Raw genomic sequence first — 15,540 nt, 5'->3', positions numbered from 1 at the left:
CGACGCCCCCACGTAATCACAGGAATACGCTCGCACCGACCTCCAGGAGCCGCCCGCCAAGCCTCGCGCGCCTTGGCCGCCGTGGGGCGCTTTTGTACATAGGTATATTGAATGTGTTTTAATTGGTCTGCGAATTGAACTATTGCGCGCCGCAGCCGGCGCGCCGACGAATGAACGCAGGCCTTGCACACACGCGTTTTACCCGCCTTTCCGCCGACCCAACCCGCAATGCGAATGGGGCGCCGCCGCTGGCACTCGTGGTCCAGCGCGGCTCGACGCAGCCGGTTCGCAAAACACGGCGCGCGGCGCTTGTGCTGGGCCTCGCCGCGATGCTCGCACTGCGTTTCACGGATGCATACGCGCTGGACAGCGAGATGCTCGATGAACGCGTGACGCAGCAATCGATCGGCGAAACGATCTGCCGCCCCGGGTATGCGGACGCCGTCGCGCCGCCTTTCGACGAATGGATGGCGCGCAAGGAGCAAATGCTGGCCGAGCGTGGCATCGATACGGACGACGGCGTCGCCTTCGCGCTCGATAGGCGTGTGCCGCTCGTACTCGGTGGTTCGCCGGACGCGCCCGCCAACCTCGATCTTCTGCCGTGGGCGGGCCGCGGGGGCGAACGTCGCAAGGCGCGTGCGGCGGTCATGCTCAAGCGTTGCGTCTGTGAAGGCAAGCTGAGCCTCGCCCAGGCGCAAGCCGCGATCGTCGGTAACTGGTCGATGGTTTATTCTGGCTTCGGCCAGACCTCCTGCGACGTGAGCCGCCTCGACGTCGTCGCCGGTGGCGACGACGGGCAGGGCGCCGAACACGACGGTGCGCGCTGAGGCCGAACCTCGGCCTCGGCGGCCGAATTGCGTTCACGTTCATCTGCGCTTGTTCAGGCGCGCTGCTTGCCGCTCCCGCAGCCTGCTGTCCTCATTTTTTCGGAGAATCACCATGACCCATTCACGTCTTGCCGCAGCGGCGCTCGCTTTCGGTTGCCTCGCTGGCAGCTCGGCAGCGCTCGCGGCCGACCCGATCCGCTGTGGCAATGCCGACGCGTTGCAGATTCGCGGCGATGTACCCGCGGCAATCAGCTTCGATGTGTACCGCCAACTGCGGCCGCTCAGCGCGCAGCGCATCGCGTTGTTCCAGGCTGCCGGAGAAGTGAAGCACCTGCCCGATGGCCTGCCGGTTTGCCAGATTGCCGACGACGGTGTCGACGACCCGTCCGCGGTGCTGGTTCAACTGCCGCAGGGCAAGAACGCGTGGTGGGTGAGTGCGGCCAACGTGGAGGCGGCGAACTGATCCTGCGATCAGGCCGGCCCTCGCGCAGGCTCCTGGGGGCGCCGCGGCCCGTTTTTTGCAACCGCCGTTTTGCTGCCGACGCGTCGCCCTGACCCCGCACTGCGCCAAATGAACAGATGTTTTGCTATTTCTGAGCCTGCTTATTCAGGTACAGTGCATTGACGCAGAGTTTCAGTCCGTTTTATGTACCGTGTCGCATCGCCGTGTTTTCGACTATCGACTGTGGCTATCCAGTTTGCAGGACGAATTTCGCAGAGGAGATTTAAATGATTGCCTTCTATCTGTCGTTGGTCGCCTTGGGCGCCGCTGGTGTTGCAGTGATCCGCGAAATCGCCGCCGCGCAGACGAAACAGCGCGCCGCACTTCGCCCCGTGCGCATACGGGACGCGGATCGACATACGGGTCGTCACGCGCGTCGAGGGTAGGCCGTATGAATCTGATCGTGCGCAACATTGCCCAATCGTGCAGCGAGCAGGAAGTGCTTGAGTTCCTCAAGCGCGAACTCGGGCACTATGCGAAAAGCGTCGAGGTGACCGACGCCGGCACACCCGGCGCGTACGCCACGGTCGAACTTGACGCGAACGTGCCCTATGTCGGTGATGTGATCGCGCGACAGATTCACGGCAAGCAGTTGGGCGGCCAGGCGCTTGAAGCGAGCGCCGACCTGTTTACTGACGAGCCGCCCGCGCAGTAATCATCCTCCCCGGATCAGACTTCTGAACACGGCGCGCGGCAGAACGCGCGCCGGTTTAGCTTGACGCTGCGCATGCTTGCCGCGTTTTCCCGCCGTCACTTTCCCCCGCTTTTATTGCCCGTCATCCTGTGGTGCCCAGTCGAACGGCGTGTACGGCAGCGCGCGCTTGTGACGGGTCGCGTCGTAGAAACGCAGGATGATGTCGCGCGCCGCGTCGCTGACGGGTTTGCCTTCCAGGAAGTCGTCGATCGTGTCGTAGGGGATACCGTACGCGTCTTCGTCGGGACGCAGCGGCCGCAACATTTCGAGGTCAGCGGTCGGCACCTTGTGCGCCAATGCTTCGGGCGCGCCTAGCGCCTTGGCCACCGCCCGTACCCTGCGCTTGCTCAGCCCGGCGAGCGGCAGCACGTCGGCGCCGCCGTCGCCGAACTTGGTGAAGAAACCCATCACCGACTCCGCTGCGTGGTCCGTGCCGATCACCACACCGGCCCGCGCGCCCGCCACCGCGTATTGCGCAATCATGCGTTGGCGCGCCTTGATATTGCCGTGCACGAAATCCTGGTGTGATTCGTCATTAAATGGCACGCCGCCTTTATCCAGTGCTGCAAGCATCGCATCGACGGCGGGTTTGATGTCGATGACGATATTTTCATCTGCGCGAATGAAGCGCAATGCCTGTTGCGCGTCGGCTTCATCTTTCTGCTCGCCGTAAGGCAGACGTATCGCGACGAAATGGGCGTCGTAATGATCGGCGCGTAATCGTTCAACCGCTAGTTGTGCAAGGCGCCCGGCAGTGGTCGAATCGACGCCGCCGCTGATGCCGAGTACATAAGTTTTCAGGCGGCCGCTGCGCAGGTAGTTCGCCAGAAAAGCGACCCGGCGCTCGATTTCCTGCTCGGCGTAAAACTCGGCGCCGACGTGCATTTCAGAGATGATGCCCGCCTGACGGGCGTTTTTGTCATGGTGTGTCATGATTTTCCTGGCTCCTTCCGCGCTGACATGGTGTCGGCCGCGAACGCTCGCGCGCCGGTAAGATAAAGAGCGAAACGACGAGCGGGCGAGCGCGGCACAGTTACTGCTGCAATGAAGTGATGGGTCGGTCCTGGGTTTTAATCACTGATAGTGGCTTTAAATCCCTATTGCATCTATTTTTAAACTGTCGCGCGATTGTTAAAGAGGCTCGGCCTATTTCGATTGAATTGAAGCATTGACGGTAGCTTCATCGACAAAATGCAATGTGCTGAGTAACATCGTCGTTCCGAGCGCCGCGTGACCCGGCGAGCAGCCAATAATAATCAGGTTTGCCCTAATACGCGATGAACCATCCAGATCGGCCTGGCCAGCCTGTATTGGACCGCCTGACTTTCGCGTGGGTCGTGCATCGGTGTGATATGCCGTGTGCGGCGCGCGCGGGGTTCGCGGCGTGCGTCAACCGTGGCACGCCTGCTTCCCACGTTATCTCTCAGGTTATTTGCCAAGTTATTTCCGTCACGCGAGCTTGCCGGTTTCTGACGCGCGCATTGCGCGCCGTCGTGTGCGCAATGTCGTGCGCTGCCGCGATGGCTGCGCCCGTCCACGGGACGGCATCGTCGGCGGCACTGACATTGGCGTCGAAGCCGGCGCCTATCGCCGCAAGCCGTCCGCCATCCGACATCAATGCGACCGCGCTTGCCGCGCCCGACGCCGCGGGCGTCGTCGATCCACGCCGTGCGTTTCTGCTGCGCGACGTGTTCGCGAGTAACGTGACACGCCGCCTGAAGGTGCCTGCCGCCGAGCAGCGCGCTTATTCGGACCGCCTGGAAACAGCGCTCGAAGCGGACACGCTGGGCAGTCTGTCGGGCGAGTACGTCGTGCTGGTCGATCGCAACGCCAACGTGCAGGCGCTGTTGATCTACTTTCGCGCGGTCCCGGCCGACGCCTGGCAGATGATCGGCGCGTCGCCGGTGGCGACCGGCCGGCCCGGTGAATTCGACCATTTCATCACGCCGCTCGGGGTGTTCGAACATACGCCTGCCAACATGGATTTTCGCTCCGAGGGCACGCAGAACGAAAACCATATCCGCGGCTACGGCAAGCGGGATATGCGCATCTTCGATCTTGGCTGGGCGCAGGGCGAGCGTGGGTGGGGCAAAGGCGGCGTGTCGCAGATGCGCTTCCAGATGCATTCCACCGATCCCGACCGGCTTGAACCGTTGCTGGGGATACGCCATTCGAAGGGCTGCGTGCGGATGCCCGCGTCGCTCGATGCATTTCTCGACCACTACGGCATTCTCGATGCCGAATACGCGACGCTGATCGACTCGGGTAAATCGCTGTGGGTGTTGAAGAGCGACCGGCAGATCACGCCGTGGGCCGGGCGCTACATCGTCGTGGTGGATTCGGCGCGCAAGAGCCGCCCCGCGTGGGCCCCGGCGCCAGGTGGAAAGGCGCGCGCCAAGGTGCCGGCGGGCGCGGATACGGCTGACTGAGGCGTGGCGGCGAGTGGTTGATCAGGAGCGCCGCCGCCAAGGCGTCTGCGCAAGAGCACCGGCACTAGAGCCACCAGCCCAAGCCCGTCAGCCCAAGCCCAGCAGCACAAGCCCACCAGCACAAGCCCACCAGCACAAGCCCACCAGCACAAGCCCACCGGCACAAGCCCACCGGCACAAGCCCTGCCGCCCATCACCCCCAACCACCTTCACGAGCGCGCCAGCAACACTCCCACCAAGGCGACGGCAAATCCAGCGATCTGCAACGGCATCAACGTTTCCCCAAAGCCGACATACCCTTCGAGTGCGGCGAGCGGCGGCGCGAGGAACAACAGCGCGGTGGCGCGAGCCGCATCGCCGCGCCTGACCATCCACACGAGCAAGGTGACGCTGATGCCCGAGAGCATCACGATGCCCCAAGCCAGCGAGACCCATAAGGTGGTCGACGCAATCCAGCGATGCTCGCCGAGCGCGAGCGCCAGCAGTACCGCGACGAGCGCCGCGCCGAGATTCTGCACCGCGCTCGCGCTGCGAATATCGGACTTCGCCAGCGAGGTTTTCTGAAACAGCGTCCCCGCCGTGATCGCGGCGACCGCGATGACCGAGATCAACACGACTAGCCAGCCCGGCGCATTGCCATGGGTTGGCGGCGTGGCCGATGCGAGCTTCCGTTCGAGCACCAGCACGACGCCGACGAGCCCCAGCGCCATCCCGCTCCAACCGCGCCGCGAGAGCCGCTCGCCGAACAGCGGCGCCGCGACGGCGGCTGTCGCGAGAGGCTGCAGCGCGCCGAGCAAGGCCATCACGCCGGCGCTCAGACCTTGCGCGACAGCCCAATAGCCCGCGCCGAGATAGACGCCTTGCAGCAGTGCGCCTGCCGCCAGATGCTTGCCGAAGTCGCGGCCGGTCGGCCATGCTGCGCGCGCGAGCACGGCGGCGAGCGTGAAGATCAGCGCGGTGCCGCCGAAGCGCGCGAGCAGAAAGAGATTGGGATCGGCATATGGCGTAATCGCGCGGGCGACCACGAAACCGGTCGACCACAGCACGACGAACACCGCGGCAATGAAGGAAGCGAGCATCGGAACGGTTAGCGGGAAAAGCCGCCATCGTGTCGGCAAATGTATGGCGTGTCTTGTTCGAAGCTGCAATCGGTTGGGCGATCCTGCCGCGCGTCGCACGTCTCACGTGGATGTCGGTCCCGGCCGCATCACCACATCAGCAGGATCGTTCCCGCGCCGAGCGCTCCGCCGCACAGCACACACGCCCACAGCAGCGTTCGCGTGCGCCGGTATTCGCGCCCGATATCCGCGATCAGCTGCGCGTTCTGCTGCGGCGTGCGCGCGCGGGCGTGTTCCTGCTGAAGATAGCGGACCGCCAGTTGCGGCATGCGTGGCAGCATATGCGCGAGATGCGGCAGTTCGCGCGAGATCCGCTTGATCCAGCCGCGATGATCGACGTCGCGCCGCGCGATGTCAGCGAGCACGCCGCGCGTGATATTCCACGTATCGACACCGGGATGCAACGCGCGCGCCAGCATCTCCGCCTGCTGGAACGAGCGCTGCGCGGCGGCGAGGCGCGCGGGCACCGCGCCCGCGAACGGCTGCACCGCATGCAGCAGATGATGAAACAGCGAACCCGCCGAACGGTCTTCCGGCACCGCCGCGAAGTGCGCTTCGGCGCGCGTGCGCAACTCGGCTTCGAGCATTTCTGCACGCGTATCGGGCGGCACGTGTCCGGCATCGCGATGCAGGTCGGCGAGGCGCCCATAGTCCTGGTCGAACAGTGCGGTCGCGCCGTGCACGAAGAACTCGCGCTCGCCGGTGGAGAGCGTCGACATGATCGAAAACTCGGCCAGCACGAGGCGCCCCAGCGTGTCCGGCTCGATGCTCACGCGCACTCGGCGCGCATCGAGCGTGGCGTGGAAGAAGCCATGCTCGAACGCCTGCTCGGACACGATTTCGACGATATGCGCGGCAAGCGGCGCGAGCTTGATGTGATGCGCGTGCAAGCCCGGCAGGTCGCTCGCGGGCAAGGTGCTGATGCGCTGCATGGTCAGCGTGTGCGCGGTGCACAGTTCCCAGATCACGTCCGGCACGGCGATGCGCTTGTCGCCGTCGAAATGATGGCCGGTCTGGCTCAGGTTGGCGGCTTCGGCGCGCAGATCGAAGCGGCGCAGGATGTCGTCGGTGAAGCTTTGCGCGAGCGCGCGCAATTTCAGGCGGCGTGCCGTGCCGGAGAGTTTTTCCAGCCAGCGCGCGACCCAGCGCAGCAGCGCGAGTTCGTCGCCGATCTGTTGCAACTGATCGGCGCGCACCAGTTTGATCGCCACTTCGTGATGGCCTTTGACCGGCGTGACGAGCCGCGCCAGATGCGTCTGCTCGGCAAAGCCGCCGCGCACCGGCGTGAGGTCGACCGCGCTGAAGAGCGTGGCGAGCGGCCGGCCGAACGCGCGCGCCAGCGCTTCGGCGGATTCGTGAGGCGGCAACGGGGCTTCCAGGTGATCGATCGCGTCGATGGCCTCGTGCAGGGTTGCGCTCGCGAGTTCGGGGCGTTCGGCGAGCGTTTGGGCGAAGCGGCTAGCGAGCGGTCCGAGCGCCGGCAGCACGTTGTGCAGACTTTGGCCGCTGCGTCCCGACGCGTGCACGCGGCCGACCAGTTGGATCATCCAGTGCAGTTTGTGTTCGGGCGGCGCTGCGAGCCAGATCAGGCGCGCGCCGTAACGCAGCGCATGGAACAGCAGGATTAGACGGCGAAACAGTGGTGGCATCGGTAGTTCAGTTGATGGACCAGCGGTAACGACAGGCATCGGCCTGGCGTCGGCGCGCGGCCAGGGCAACAAGGTTAGCAGGTAAGTCCCAGATGAGCGCGCCGGCCGGCGCATCGCCGTGCATCGCGTACTACAATACGCCGGCCTTCTCCAACCGTGGCGAAACCTCAAGCGTGCCGGCTCGCCGGCCTTCCACAGATGCTCGCAGAACAACGTCACCAATACATCCTGGCGCAAGTCGCTAAAACCGGCGCGCTCTCGGTCGCCGAGCTGGTGCGCGAACTGAACGTGTCGCGCGAGACCATCCGCCGCGATCTGAACGCGCTGGCCGGGCGCGGCCTGCTGGTCACGACGCACGGCGGCGCATTGTCGAGCGACCGGCGCGAGCCCGACCTCGATACGCGCGAAGCCGCCAACGCGGGGGCGAAGCGGGCGATCGGCGAGCGCGCGGCCGAGTTCGTGCCGGACGGCGCGTCGCTGATCATCGATTCGGGCAGCACCACGCAGGCGGTGGCGCGCGCGCTGCTCGACCGGCATCGGCTGGTGGTCTACACGAACGACTGGCGCATCGCATTGCTGCTCGGGCGGCGCAACGAGAATCGCGTCACGCTGCTCGGCGGCGAACTGTCGGATATCGAAGACGCCACCTTCGGGCTCGACACGGTCCATCAGCTCACGCAATACCACGCGGACTTCGCGTTCATCGGCGCAGGCGGAATTTCGCCGGACGGCTATCTGAGCGATTACAGCCGCATGGCCGCCGAAGTGCGCAGCCGCATGATCGCCGCCGCTGACATGGTGGTGATTGTCGCCGACCATTCGAAATTCGGCCGCGTGACGCCGGTGCGGATCAACGGCATCGAATCGGCGCGCTATCTGGTGACTGAGCTCGCGCCCGAGCGTGCGCTCGGCAAGGCGATTACCGCGCATGGGCCGGAAATTCTGATTGCCTGAAGGCGTCGGAATGGGGCTGTGCTGTTGTCATGCGAATGCGGGAATGTCTTGGGTTCCTGCGCAAAACGCCTCGTCGATATAAATCCCTCATTCGCTGCAAGATCCCGAGCAGGAGGGCACAATACGCGCCGTTGTCCAGAACCAGCACACAGCCAGGGCGACGCGCGAGTCAATTGCAGCCGTTCCAGGGGGCGCCAATGCCGCCGCGTTTGAAGCGGCATGCATACAGCGTCATTTTTCACCGTGTACGATTTCGCGAGCCCGACACAGACGCGCCGCAGCATGCGATCGAACGCGGCGTCCGACGAGCCAGGCTGGAGCCATATCGCTTCGCGCATCGGCGAGAAAGCGCCGCACGGCATCCTCGGTGCTCAACCGGATCGGGCGAATTTCAAAGGCTCAACAAGCCTCTTTCGATCTCGACCGTTTGCCACGTTAGAAAGATAAGGACCTCGGCGCTTGGACTTTATTGGCGAATTGTGTCGTTTTTTGGAATTCACCAGAATAGTCATGGCGTTGTCATTGAAACCTGTGATTCTTGCCGTGCCCGTTCAGGCATGGCTGGCAGCGCGAGCGTCGTAGGTGGGGCTGTAAGACAGGCTGAGGAAGAAGCGGCAAAGTTGTCGGCAATCTGCAATCCGCGCAGACCGGCACGACAATTGGCCGCGGGCAACACGCAACACGCAAACGGCACGGCGCGCGGCGCCGTTCAATCACAACAGGTATCGGGACTTCCCGACCGTCTGGTTTTTTGCCTTTCGGAGAAAAAGCGACATGACAAAGACGAATTCCCTTCACGCGAGTGCAGGCCTCGTTCGCAAACTGCTGCCGGCGCTGGTCGCCGCGGCGGCATTCGGCGGCGCGGCCATGCAGGCGCACGCAGCCGGCGCCGTGGTGCTGTACACCGCCGACGGCCTAGAAAATTTCTACAAGGACGTGCTGCCGGCCTTCGAAAAGAAGGAAGGCGTGAGGGTCAACATCGTCACGGCGGGCAGTGGTGAAGTGGTGAATCGCGCGACCATCGAAAAGGATCAGCCGAAGGCCGACGTGCTCGTCACGCTGCCGCCGTTCATCCAGCAAGCTGATCAAGCCGGTCTGCTGCAGGCTTATCAGAGCGCCAACTACAAGAACGTGCCGGCGATCGCAAAGGCGTCGAACGGGGCGTGGGCGACTTTTGTGAACAACTACTTCTCGTTCGCGATCAACCCCGAGGTCACGAAGAACCAGCCGAAGACCTTCGCCGATCTGCTGCACCCGGATTACAGCGGCAAGGTCGCGTACTCGAACCCGGCCACGGCGGGCGACGGCATGGCGGTGATCATCCTGACCTCGTCGCTGATGGGCGAAGACAAGGCGTTCGACTATCTGAAGAAGCTCGAACAGAGCGCCAAGTTCCACACCAAGGGCACCGGCTACCTCGACGTGCTGCTCTCGCGCAATGAAATCGCGGTTGCCAACGGCGACCTGCAAATGGATCTGGACGACGCAGCCAACGGCGGCCTGTCGCTCAAGCCGGTGTTCCTTGCGGCCGCGCCCGGCGGTCAGCCGACCACCTTCCAGTTGCCGTACGCGATCGGCCTGATCAAGAACGGTCCGAACCAGGATCAAGGCAAGAAGCTGATCGACTATCTGATGTCGACGGAAGTGCAGGCCAAGGTGCCGGACATCTTCGGCATTCCGGGCCGCACCGATGTGCCGCTCGCCGGCAAGAACGGCGAAACCGTCAAGCAGGCCATTGCTGGCGTGAAGCTGATTCCGGTGGACTGGAACCAGGTGATGTCGAAGAAGGCCGACTGGACCGCGCGCTGGAAGAACGAGGTGATCGGTTCGTCGGGCAAGCAGATCGAAGTGGTCAAGCCGAAGTAAGCCGTCGGTCCCGGCGGCTTGCACGTCACGAAGTAACGTCACGCAGCGATGCAGCTGCGTGACCCAAAGAATCAGGCGGCGCCTTGCAGGAAAAAACACGAGGCGCCGCGTCAGCATCAATCTTGTTGGAGGATCAACCCGGTGAATACGGCCAGTCTTGCTCACCCCGGCGCGCTCGACGCCTCACCGGGCGCGCTCGGCGCCGCCCATTCGGAGACGCCGGGCGGCGTGCAGATCGATCATCTGACGGTGCGCTTCGGCTCGCGCACGGTGCTCGACGATCTGTCGCTGACCATCCAGCGCGGCGAACTGCTTACCGTGCTCGGCCGCAGCGGTTGCGGCAAGACGACGTTGCTGCGTTTCATCGCCGGGTTCATCGAAGCGGATGGCCTCACCGGCACGCTGACCGTGGCTGGCCACGATCTCACGCACGTGCCGCCGCACAAGCGCAATCTTGGTTTGCTGTTTCAGAGTTATGCGCTGTTCCCGCATCTGTCGGTGTTCGAGAACGTGGCCTTCGGGTTGCGCGCGCGCCGCACGCCGGCGCGCGACATCGCGCGGCGCGTCGCCGAGGCGTTGAAGCTCGTACAACTGGGCGACGCCGGCCACGTAATGCCCGCGCAACTGTCGGGCGGCATGCAGCAGCGGGTGGCGCTCGCGCGCGCGCTCGTGATCGAGCCCGACGTGCTGCTGCTCGACGAACCGCTGTCCGCACTCGACGCCAATCTGCGTGCGTCGGTGCGTTCCGAACTCAAGTCGCTGCATGAGCGTTTGCCGAATCTGACGATCGTTTGCGTGACGCACGATCAGGACGACGCGCTCGTGCTATCCGACCGCACGCTGCTGATGCGCGACGGCCGCATCGCGCAACTGGGCACGCCGCAGCAACTGTACGACACACCGGCCGACGGTTTCGTCGCGCGTTATCTGGGCGCGGCCAATCTGTTGCCGCCGCAGATCGCGTTCGGCATGGACGACGTGCGTCATAACGTGCGCGATCGCGTCGCCTGTTTGCGTCCCGAGGCGCTGCGCATCGTGCCGCTCGGCGAGGGGCCGCTGCATGGCGCGATCGCATCGGTCGAATGGTACGGCGCGGTCTTGTCGGTCTCGGTCGTGCTCGACGCGCTGCCCAACGAGCCGGTGCTCGTCACCATGCAGCGCGGCCACGGCATGATGCCGGAGAAGGGCGCGCGTGTTTCCCTGCGTTACGAGGCTGACGATGTCGTCCTTATCAACCCCTGATACGTCCGCTGCGCTCGGCGCGGCCGACGCCGCTGCCGCCGCACGCCGAAGCGCCAGCGCGGCGGCGCATACGGCCGCGGTGAAGCGGCGCGAGCGCGCGGCGCAATGGCATCTGCTTTTCATCGCAGTAGTAGTGCTCGGACCGCTGGTCATCTATCCGCTCGTGCGGCTGGTGATGTTGAGTCTGACCGGCGCGCACGGTCCGAGCGTGCAGGCTTATGCCACCTTCTTCGGCAACCCCGAAACGCGCGGCGTGATCGGCACGACGCTGTGGATCCTGTTCGCGAGCGCGGGTCTCGCGTCGCTGCTCGGGGTGGCGCTCGCGTCGATCCTGTTCTTCAAGCCGTTTCCCGGCGCGCGGCTTATCACGCGGTTTCTCGAACTGTTCGTCGCGTTCCCGTCGTTTCTGGTCGCGTTCACGCTGATCTTTCTGTACGGCTCGCAGGGCTCGGTGAGCATCGGCTTGCAGCGGCTCTTCAATCTGCAGGCGCCGCCGCTCGACTTCCTGTTTGGCATCGGCGGCGTGATTCTCGCGGAAGTGGTGTTCTACGCGCCGTTCGTCGTGCGTCCGACGCTGGCTTCGTTCGCGATGCTCGACCGACGGCTGATCGAAGCCGCCCGCAGCCTTGGCGCGAACGGCCTGATGGTCGCGTTCAAGGTGATCCTGCCGCTCGCGTGGCCGGGCATCGCGGCGGGCACGATCCTCTGTTTCCTGCTGACGCTCAACGAGTTCGGCATTCTCCTCGTGCTCGGCAGCGCGCGTCTGATCACGCTGCCGGTAGCAATCTACAGCGCCGCCACCGTCGACCTCGATCTACCGACCGCCGCCGCCGGCGCGGTCGTGATGCTGATGATGTCCCTGTCGCTGTACGCGTTGTATCGCCAGGTCGACCGTCGCAAGGCGAAAGGAGCGGGCCATGGCCGTTGAACTCGACCCGACCGTATTGCCGGTCATGCACAAGAAGGCACGCGCGGTGCGCCACAGTCTGCTGGTGCGCATGCTCGGCGGACTGTTTCTCGGCTTCGCCGCGCTGCTGTGCTTCTGGCTGTTCGTGCTGCCGGTGCTGGTGGTCGCGCTGTCGAGCGTGGCCGCGCACTGGTCCGGCACGATCCTGCCTGACGGCTTCAGCATGCGTTGGTTCGAGCGTCTCGGTTCGAGCGACTTCGACGCGCTGACGACCAGCCTCGAAGTCGGCATGGGCGTCGCGGTGCTCGGCACGATCCTCGGATTGTGGCTCGCGCTCGCGCTCGAAGGTCGCGACCGGCGGGGCCTCGGCGCCATCGTCGATACCGTCGCGATGATGCCCAACGGCGTGCCGAGCGTGGTGCTCGGTCTCGCCGTGCTGATCGCCTATCACAAGCGGCCGGTGGATCTGTCGAGTTCGGCGGCGATCGTCGTGTTCGTGCAGCTCGCGCTGGTGCTGCCGTTCTGCTATCGCTGCGCGGCCGCGGCGTTGCGCCCGGAGCTGACGGTGCTGCGCGAAGCGGCGGCGAGCCTCGGTGCGCCGCCGTCGATGGTGCTGCGCCGCGTGGTGCTGCCGCAACTGGTGCCGGCGATCCGTGCCAGTCTCGCGCTCGGTCTCGCGCTGTCGCTCGGCGAACTCGGCGCCACGCTCACCGTGTACCCGCCGGGTTTCGCGACGGTCCCGATCGTCGTCGTCGGACAGGTGGAGCGCGGCTATTACCTGCCGGCTTCCGCGCTGTCGCTGATTCTGCTGCTGGTCTCGCTGGCCGCACTGGTGTTGATCGCCGCGCGCGTCCCGCGCCGTCGGATGGACTGACGCCCGCTTCCATGCCTGGGCGGGCGCGCCGTGGCGGCGCGCGGGCATCTTTCGATCGACGTGGCAAAATTTGTCAAAATGACCGAATATATGCGCACGGTTTCTGCCGATCCAATCGAGATGGTGCGTAGGCATTCCCTAACGACCCTGGTGCGCGACGAGATCGAGCGGCATATCGTCGAAGGTATGCTCGCGCCCGGCGACAAGCTCAACGAAGCCGATTGGGCGACGCGTCTGCGGGTGTCGCGCGGGCCGGTGCGCGAGGCGTTTCGCGCGCTGGAGCAGGCCGGGCTCGTGCGCACCGAGAAGAACCGTGGCGTCTTCGTGCGCACGGTGTCGCTGGCGGAAGCCGGCGAGATCTGCGCGGTGCGCGCGGTGCTCGAAGAAGCCGCGTGCCGGATGCTGGCTGCGAGCATCGACGCGGGCCAACTGGCGGTGTTACGTGACTGGTTCGATGCGATGCGCACCGCAGCCGATTCGCGCGATCACGATGCGTACACGCGCGCGGACATGGCGTTTCACGACGCGCTTGTGGCGGCGTCGGGAAACCGGAAGTTGTATGAGACGTATCGCAGGCTGGTGAGCGAGTTGAGCCTCTTTCGTCGCGCTGCGCTGGCGATGCATGCCGGCGCGATGGAGCGTTCGCTGGCCGAGCACCGTGTGATTCTGACGGCGCTCGGGTCGCGCGACGCGGAGCATGCCGCGATGCTGATGCGCGCGCATGTGAATGGCGGCTTGCAGCGTGTGCATGCGACGTGCGCGGTGGCCGGTAGGGCGGCGAGCAAAGCGGTTGCCGCAGCACCGGCGAAATTGCCGCCCGCGCCGCTGTTGAACAATTGAATGATTGATCCTGCTTTTCCGGGCGGAAGCGCTGCGGCTCGAAAGGTGGACGCGCGACCCGTACGCGCACGTTCGACGTGGTCGATCCTCATACGCGCACGCGCGTGGGCACCGTCGCCACAGGAGTGTCGACGACGTGCGTGCCGCGTTCGACTACGCGGCGGCCTATCAGCCGGCACTCACGCGCTACGGGCGTTCGCAGATTCTCGAGCGCGCGACCGCGCTGCTGTGTGAGCGCACGGAGGATGCGTCGCATCTGAGTTCGCTCGAATCGGGTTTGTCGAAGCACGGTTCGCGGTACGACATCGGCCGTCTGGCGGATGTTCGGGTCGCATCCGGAATGGAACATCGTTCGGGTAGCGCTCGCGTATGTGTACGAACCGGTAGGGTGCGATCACGCGCCTCATCAACGAATTGCGCGGGGGCGGTCAACGTGTGGGAAGTGCCGGGCTGCCGGATCGAGCTGACGCCATGCGTCGGCATCACGCTCGCAGGGCCAGGCCATAAGGAAGGGGCTCAGAAGAGCTTCACCAATCTGAAGAACTTTTTATTACCGTGGGAGTGAGAGCGTGGCATTGAGTTTGAACGACATTCGTTTGCTGTTCGAGCGCTACGGAGAACTGGCTTATAGCGGCGAACCGGTGACGCAACTTGAGCATGCGTTGCAGAGCGGTGCGTTGGCCGAGGCGGAGGGCGCTGCCGACGAGCTGATCGCCGCCGCGTTCTTGCACGACCTCGGGCATTTGCTGAATCTGCAAGGCGAGACGCCGACCGAGCGGGGCATCGACGATCTGCATCAGTATTTCGCGCTGCCGTTCTTGCGGCCGGTGCTGCCGGATGCGGTGCTGGAGCCGATCCGCTTGCACGTCGACGCGAAGCGCTGTCTGTGCGCGATCGACGAGACGTATTTGGGCCAGCTCTCGGCCGATTCGGTGCGGAGTCTGGAATTGCAGGGTGGCATCTTCAGCAAGGAGGAGGCCGAGGCGTTTTTGCGGAAGCCCTACGCGGAAGATGCGCTACGTTTGCGGAAATGGGACGATCGCGCAAAAGAACAGAATCGCGCGACGCCGGGTATCGATCATTATCTGGATGTGGTCGAGCGAGCGATGCGGAAACGTGTGGATGCGTGAGTCGGTGTTTCTGCTTGCGCTCGATTCGAAGGAGCCTGCGGTCGACGAACCGCGCCGCATAGAAAAGACGCCTTGAGTAAAGTTTGAGATAACGCTTGCAAGTCCTCCTGGGGCTCGCTAGAATTCCGCTCTTTCGTGCTCCGGATGCCGGGGCACGGAGAAGCGGGAAAGCCAGCAGTGGCAAGGCTTCCAGCGCGGTGGGCAGGTTGGGCAAGTGATAAAAACCTGTTGACGCTGCTGCGAAAGTTCTCCATAATCTCGTTTCTCTGCTGCTGATGCAGCGACGCAGAACGACGCGGTGCCGGGTGGTTGAAGTGGGCGCTGTGCGTGAGCGGATCGATCTTTAAAAATTAACAGCCGATAAGTGTGGGCGCTTGATGCGTGACGCGACGGTGGATTCTGCGGAATCTGCCGTAAAAGCGGAAGTATCAAGTCTCACACAGTAATGAAAGGAAGGTCTGGCCGTCGGAAGATGGCCGGACACTTCGTCAGTACGTTGAGTGAGCGA

At 64.5% G+C, this 15,540-nt stretch carries 14 protein-coding genes and 1 pseudogene; 12 read left to right on the top strand and 3 right to left on the bottom strand.

The window, feature by feature from the left end:
• Positions 1–170 precede the first annotated feature (170 nt).
• The 3 genes from HV770_RS11425 to HV770_RS11415 all read left to right on the top strand — a co-directional run bounded on the left by HV770_RS11425 (position 171) and on the right by HV770_RS11415 (position 1,984).
• Positions 171–827: a hypothetical protein gene (locus tag HV770_RS11425; RefSeq protein ID WP_175159650.1), complete on the top strand. Its 657-nt coding sequence runs from the start codon at positions 171–173 to the stop codon at positions 825–827.
• Positions 828–939: 112 nt separating this feature from the next.
• A complete protein-coding gene (locus HV770_RS11420; RefSeq protein ID WP_175159648.1) occupies positions 940–1,290 on the top strand; it encodes a hypothetical protein in 351 nt (116 codons plus the stop codon).
• Between the two features lie 430 nt (positions 1,291–1,720).
• Positions 1,721–1,984, top strand: coding sequence for an RNA-binding protein (locus HV770_RS11415; protein ID WP_121321476.1), 264 nt, complete (start codon positions 1,721–1,723; stop codon positions 1,982–1,984).
• Positions 1,985–2,095: 111 nt separating this feature from the next.
• Here the strand turns inward: HV770_RS11415 and nadE are convergent, their stop codons facing one another.
• Positions 2,096–2,956, bottom strand: a complete 861-nt coding sequence (nadE, locus tag HV770_RS11410; protein ID WP_175159646.1) for an ammonia-dependent NAD(+) synthetase — start codon at positions 2,954–2,956, stop codon at positions 2,096–2,098.
• A 569-nt stretch (positions 2,957–3,525) separates the two neighbouring features.
• Here nadE and HV770_RS11405 point away from each other — a divergent pair.
• Positions 3,526–4,452: a L,D-transpeptidase gene (locus tag HV770_RS11405; RefSeq protein WP_246290859.1), complete on the top strand. Its 927-nt coding sequence runs from the start codon at positions 3,526–3,528 to the stop codon at positions 4,450–4,452.
• A gap of 209 nt (positions 4,453–4,661) precedes the next feature.
• Here HV770_RS11405 and HV770_RS11400 read toward each other — a convergent pair whose 3' ends face one another.
• Both HV770_RS11400 and HV770_RS11395 read right to left on the bottom strand, forming a co-directional pair.
• Positions 4,662–5,531: a DMT family transporter gene (locus tag HV770_RS11400; protein WP_175159645.1), complete on the bottom strand. Its 870-nt coding sequence runs from the start codon at positions 5,529–5,531 to the stop codon at positions 4,662–4,664.
• A 128-nt stretch (positions 5,532–5,659) separates the two neighbouring features.
• A complete protein-coding gene (locus HV770_RS11395) occupies positions 5,660–7,219 on the bottom strand; it encodes an ABC1 kinase family protein (RefSeq protein WP_175159643.1) in 1,560 nt (519 codons plus the stop codon).
• A 198-nt stretch (positions 7,220–7,417) separates the two neighbouring features.
• Between HV770_RS11395 and HV770_RS11390 the strand changes: the two genes are divergently transcribed.
• The 8 genes and pseudogenes from HV770_RS11390 (at position 7,418) to HV770_RS11355 (ending at position 15,032) form a co-directional block, all read left to right on the top strand.
• Positions 7,418–8,173: a DeoR/GlpR family DNA-binding transcription regulator gene (locus tag HV770_RS11390; protein ID WP_121321486.1), complete on the top strand. Its 756-nt coding sequence runs from the start codon at positions 7,418–7,420 to the stop codon at positions 8,171–8,173.
• A 774-nt stretch (positions 8,174–8,947) separates the two neighbouring features.
• Entirely contained in the window at positions 8,948–10,039 is a 1,092-nt protein-coding gene (gene phnS, locus HV770_RS11385) for a 2-aminoethylphosphonate ABC transporter substrate-binding protein (protein WP_175159641.1), read from the top strand.
• Positions 10,040–10,180: 141 nt separating this feature from the next.
• On the top strand, positions 10,181–11,281 hold the full coding sequence (phnT, locus tag HV770_RS11380; RefSeq protein WP_175159639.1) for a 2-aminoethylphosphonate ABC transport system ATP-binding subunit PhnT: 1,101 nt from the start codon (positions 10,181–10,183) through the stop codon (positions 11,279–11,281).
• The gene (gene phnU, locus HV770_RS11375) at positions 11,259–12,209 is read left to right on the top strand and encodes a 2-aminoethylphosphonate ABC transporter permease subunit (protein ID WP_175159637.1); all 951 of its coding nucleotides are present in this window, start codon (positions 11,259–11,261) and stop codon (positions 12,207–12,209) included. The genes phnT and phnU overlap by 23 nt, the downstream gene beginning before the upstream one ends.
• Entirely contained in the window at positions 12,199–13,062 is an 864-nt protein-coding gene (phnV, locus tag HV770_RS11370; protein ID WP_175159635.1) for a 2-aminoethylphosphonate ABC transport system, membrane component PhnV, read from the top strand. The genes phnU and phnV overlap by 11 nt, the downstream gene beginning before the upstream one ends.
• Positions 13,063–13,140: 78 nt before the next feature.
• A complete protein-coding gene (locus tag HV770_RS11365; RefSeq protein WP_175159633.1) occupies positions 13,141–13,902 on the top strand; it encodes a phosphonate utilization associated transcriptional regulator in 762 nt (253 codons plus the stop codon).
• A 4-nt stretch (positions 13,903–13,906) separates the two neighbouring features.
• A pseudogene (locus tag HV770_RS11360) lies at positions 13,907–14,248 on the top strand (aldehyde dehydrogenase family protein); the annotation flags it as partial.
• 223 nt (positions 14,249–14,471) lie between these two features.
• Positions 14,472–15,032, top strand: a complete 561-nt coding sequence (locus HV770_RS11355; protein ID WP_175159631.1) for a phosphonate degradation HD-domain oxygenase — start codon at positions 14,472–14,474, stop codon at positions 15,030–15,032.
• Positions 15,033–15,540: the final 508 nt, after the last annotated feature.

It is taken from the genome of Paraburkholderia fynbosensis (assembly GCF_902859935.1).
In the GTDB taxonomy this organism is placed as follows: Bacteria; Pseudomonadota; Gammaproteobacteria; order Burkholderiales; family Burkholderiaceae; genus Paraburkholderia; species Paraburkholderia fynbosensis.
The sequence above is the reverse complement of the archived record's forward strand: the minus strand, read 5'-3'. Positions and strand labels throughout refer to the sequence as shown.

Excerpts from the sequence above, each read along its gene's own strand:
- HV770_RS11405 (WP_246290859.1), top strand. The coding sequence starts at position 3,526 with ATGTCGTGCGCTGCCGCGATGGCTGCGCCCGTCCACGGGACGGCATCG.
- nadE (WP_175159646.1), bottom strand. The coding sequence starts at position 2,956 with ATGACACACCATGACAAAAACGCCCGTCAGGCGGGCATCATCTCTGAA.
- HV770_RS11390 (WP_121321486.1), top strand. The coding sequence starts at position 7,418 with ATGCTCGCAGAACAACGTCACCAATACATCCTGGCGCAAGTCGCTAAA.
- phnS (WP_175159641.1), top strand. The coding sequence starts at position 8,948 with ATGACAAAGACGAATTCCCTTCACGCGAGTGCAGGCCTCGTTCGCAAA.
- HV770_RS11420 (WP_175159648.1), top strand. The coding sequence starts at position 940 with ATGACCCATTCACGTCTTGCCGCAGCGGCGCTCGCTTTCGGTTGCCTC.
- HV770_RS11395 (WP_175159643.1), bottom strand. The coding sequence starts at position 7,219 with ATGCCACCACTGTTTCGCCGTCTAATCCTGCTGTTCCATGCGCTGCGT.
- phnU (WP_175159637.1), top strand. The coding sequence starts at position 11,259 with ATGTCGTCCTTATCAACCCCTGATACGTCCGCTGCGCTCGGCGCGGCC.
- HV770_RS11365 (WP_175159633.1), top strand. The coding sequence starts at position 13,141 with ATGACCGAATATATGCGCACGGTTTCTGCCGATCCAATCGAGATGGTG.
- HV770_RS11415 (WP_121321476.1), top strand. The coding sequence starts at position 1,721 with ATGAATCTGATCGTGCGCAACATTGCCCAATCGTGCAGCGAGCAGGAA.
- HV770_RS11425 (WP_175159650.1), top strand. The coding sequence starts at position 171 with ATGAACGCAGGCCTTGCACACACGCGTTTTACCCGCCTTTCCGCCGAC.
- phnV (WP_175159635.1), top strand. The coding sequence starts at position 12,199 with ATGGCCGTTGAACTCGACCCGACCGTATTGCCGGTCATGCACAAGAAG.
- HV770_RS11400 (WP_175159645.1), bottom strand. The coding sequence starts at position 5,531 with ATGCTCGCTTCCTTCATTGCCGCGGTGTTCGTCGTGCTGTGGTCGACC.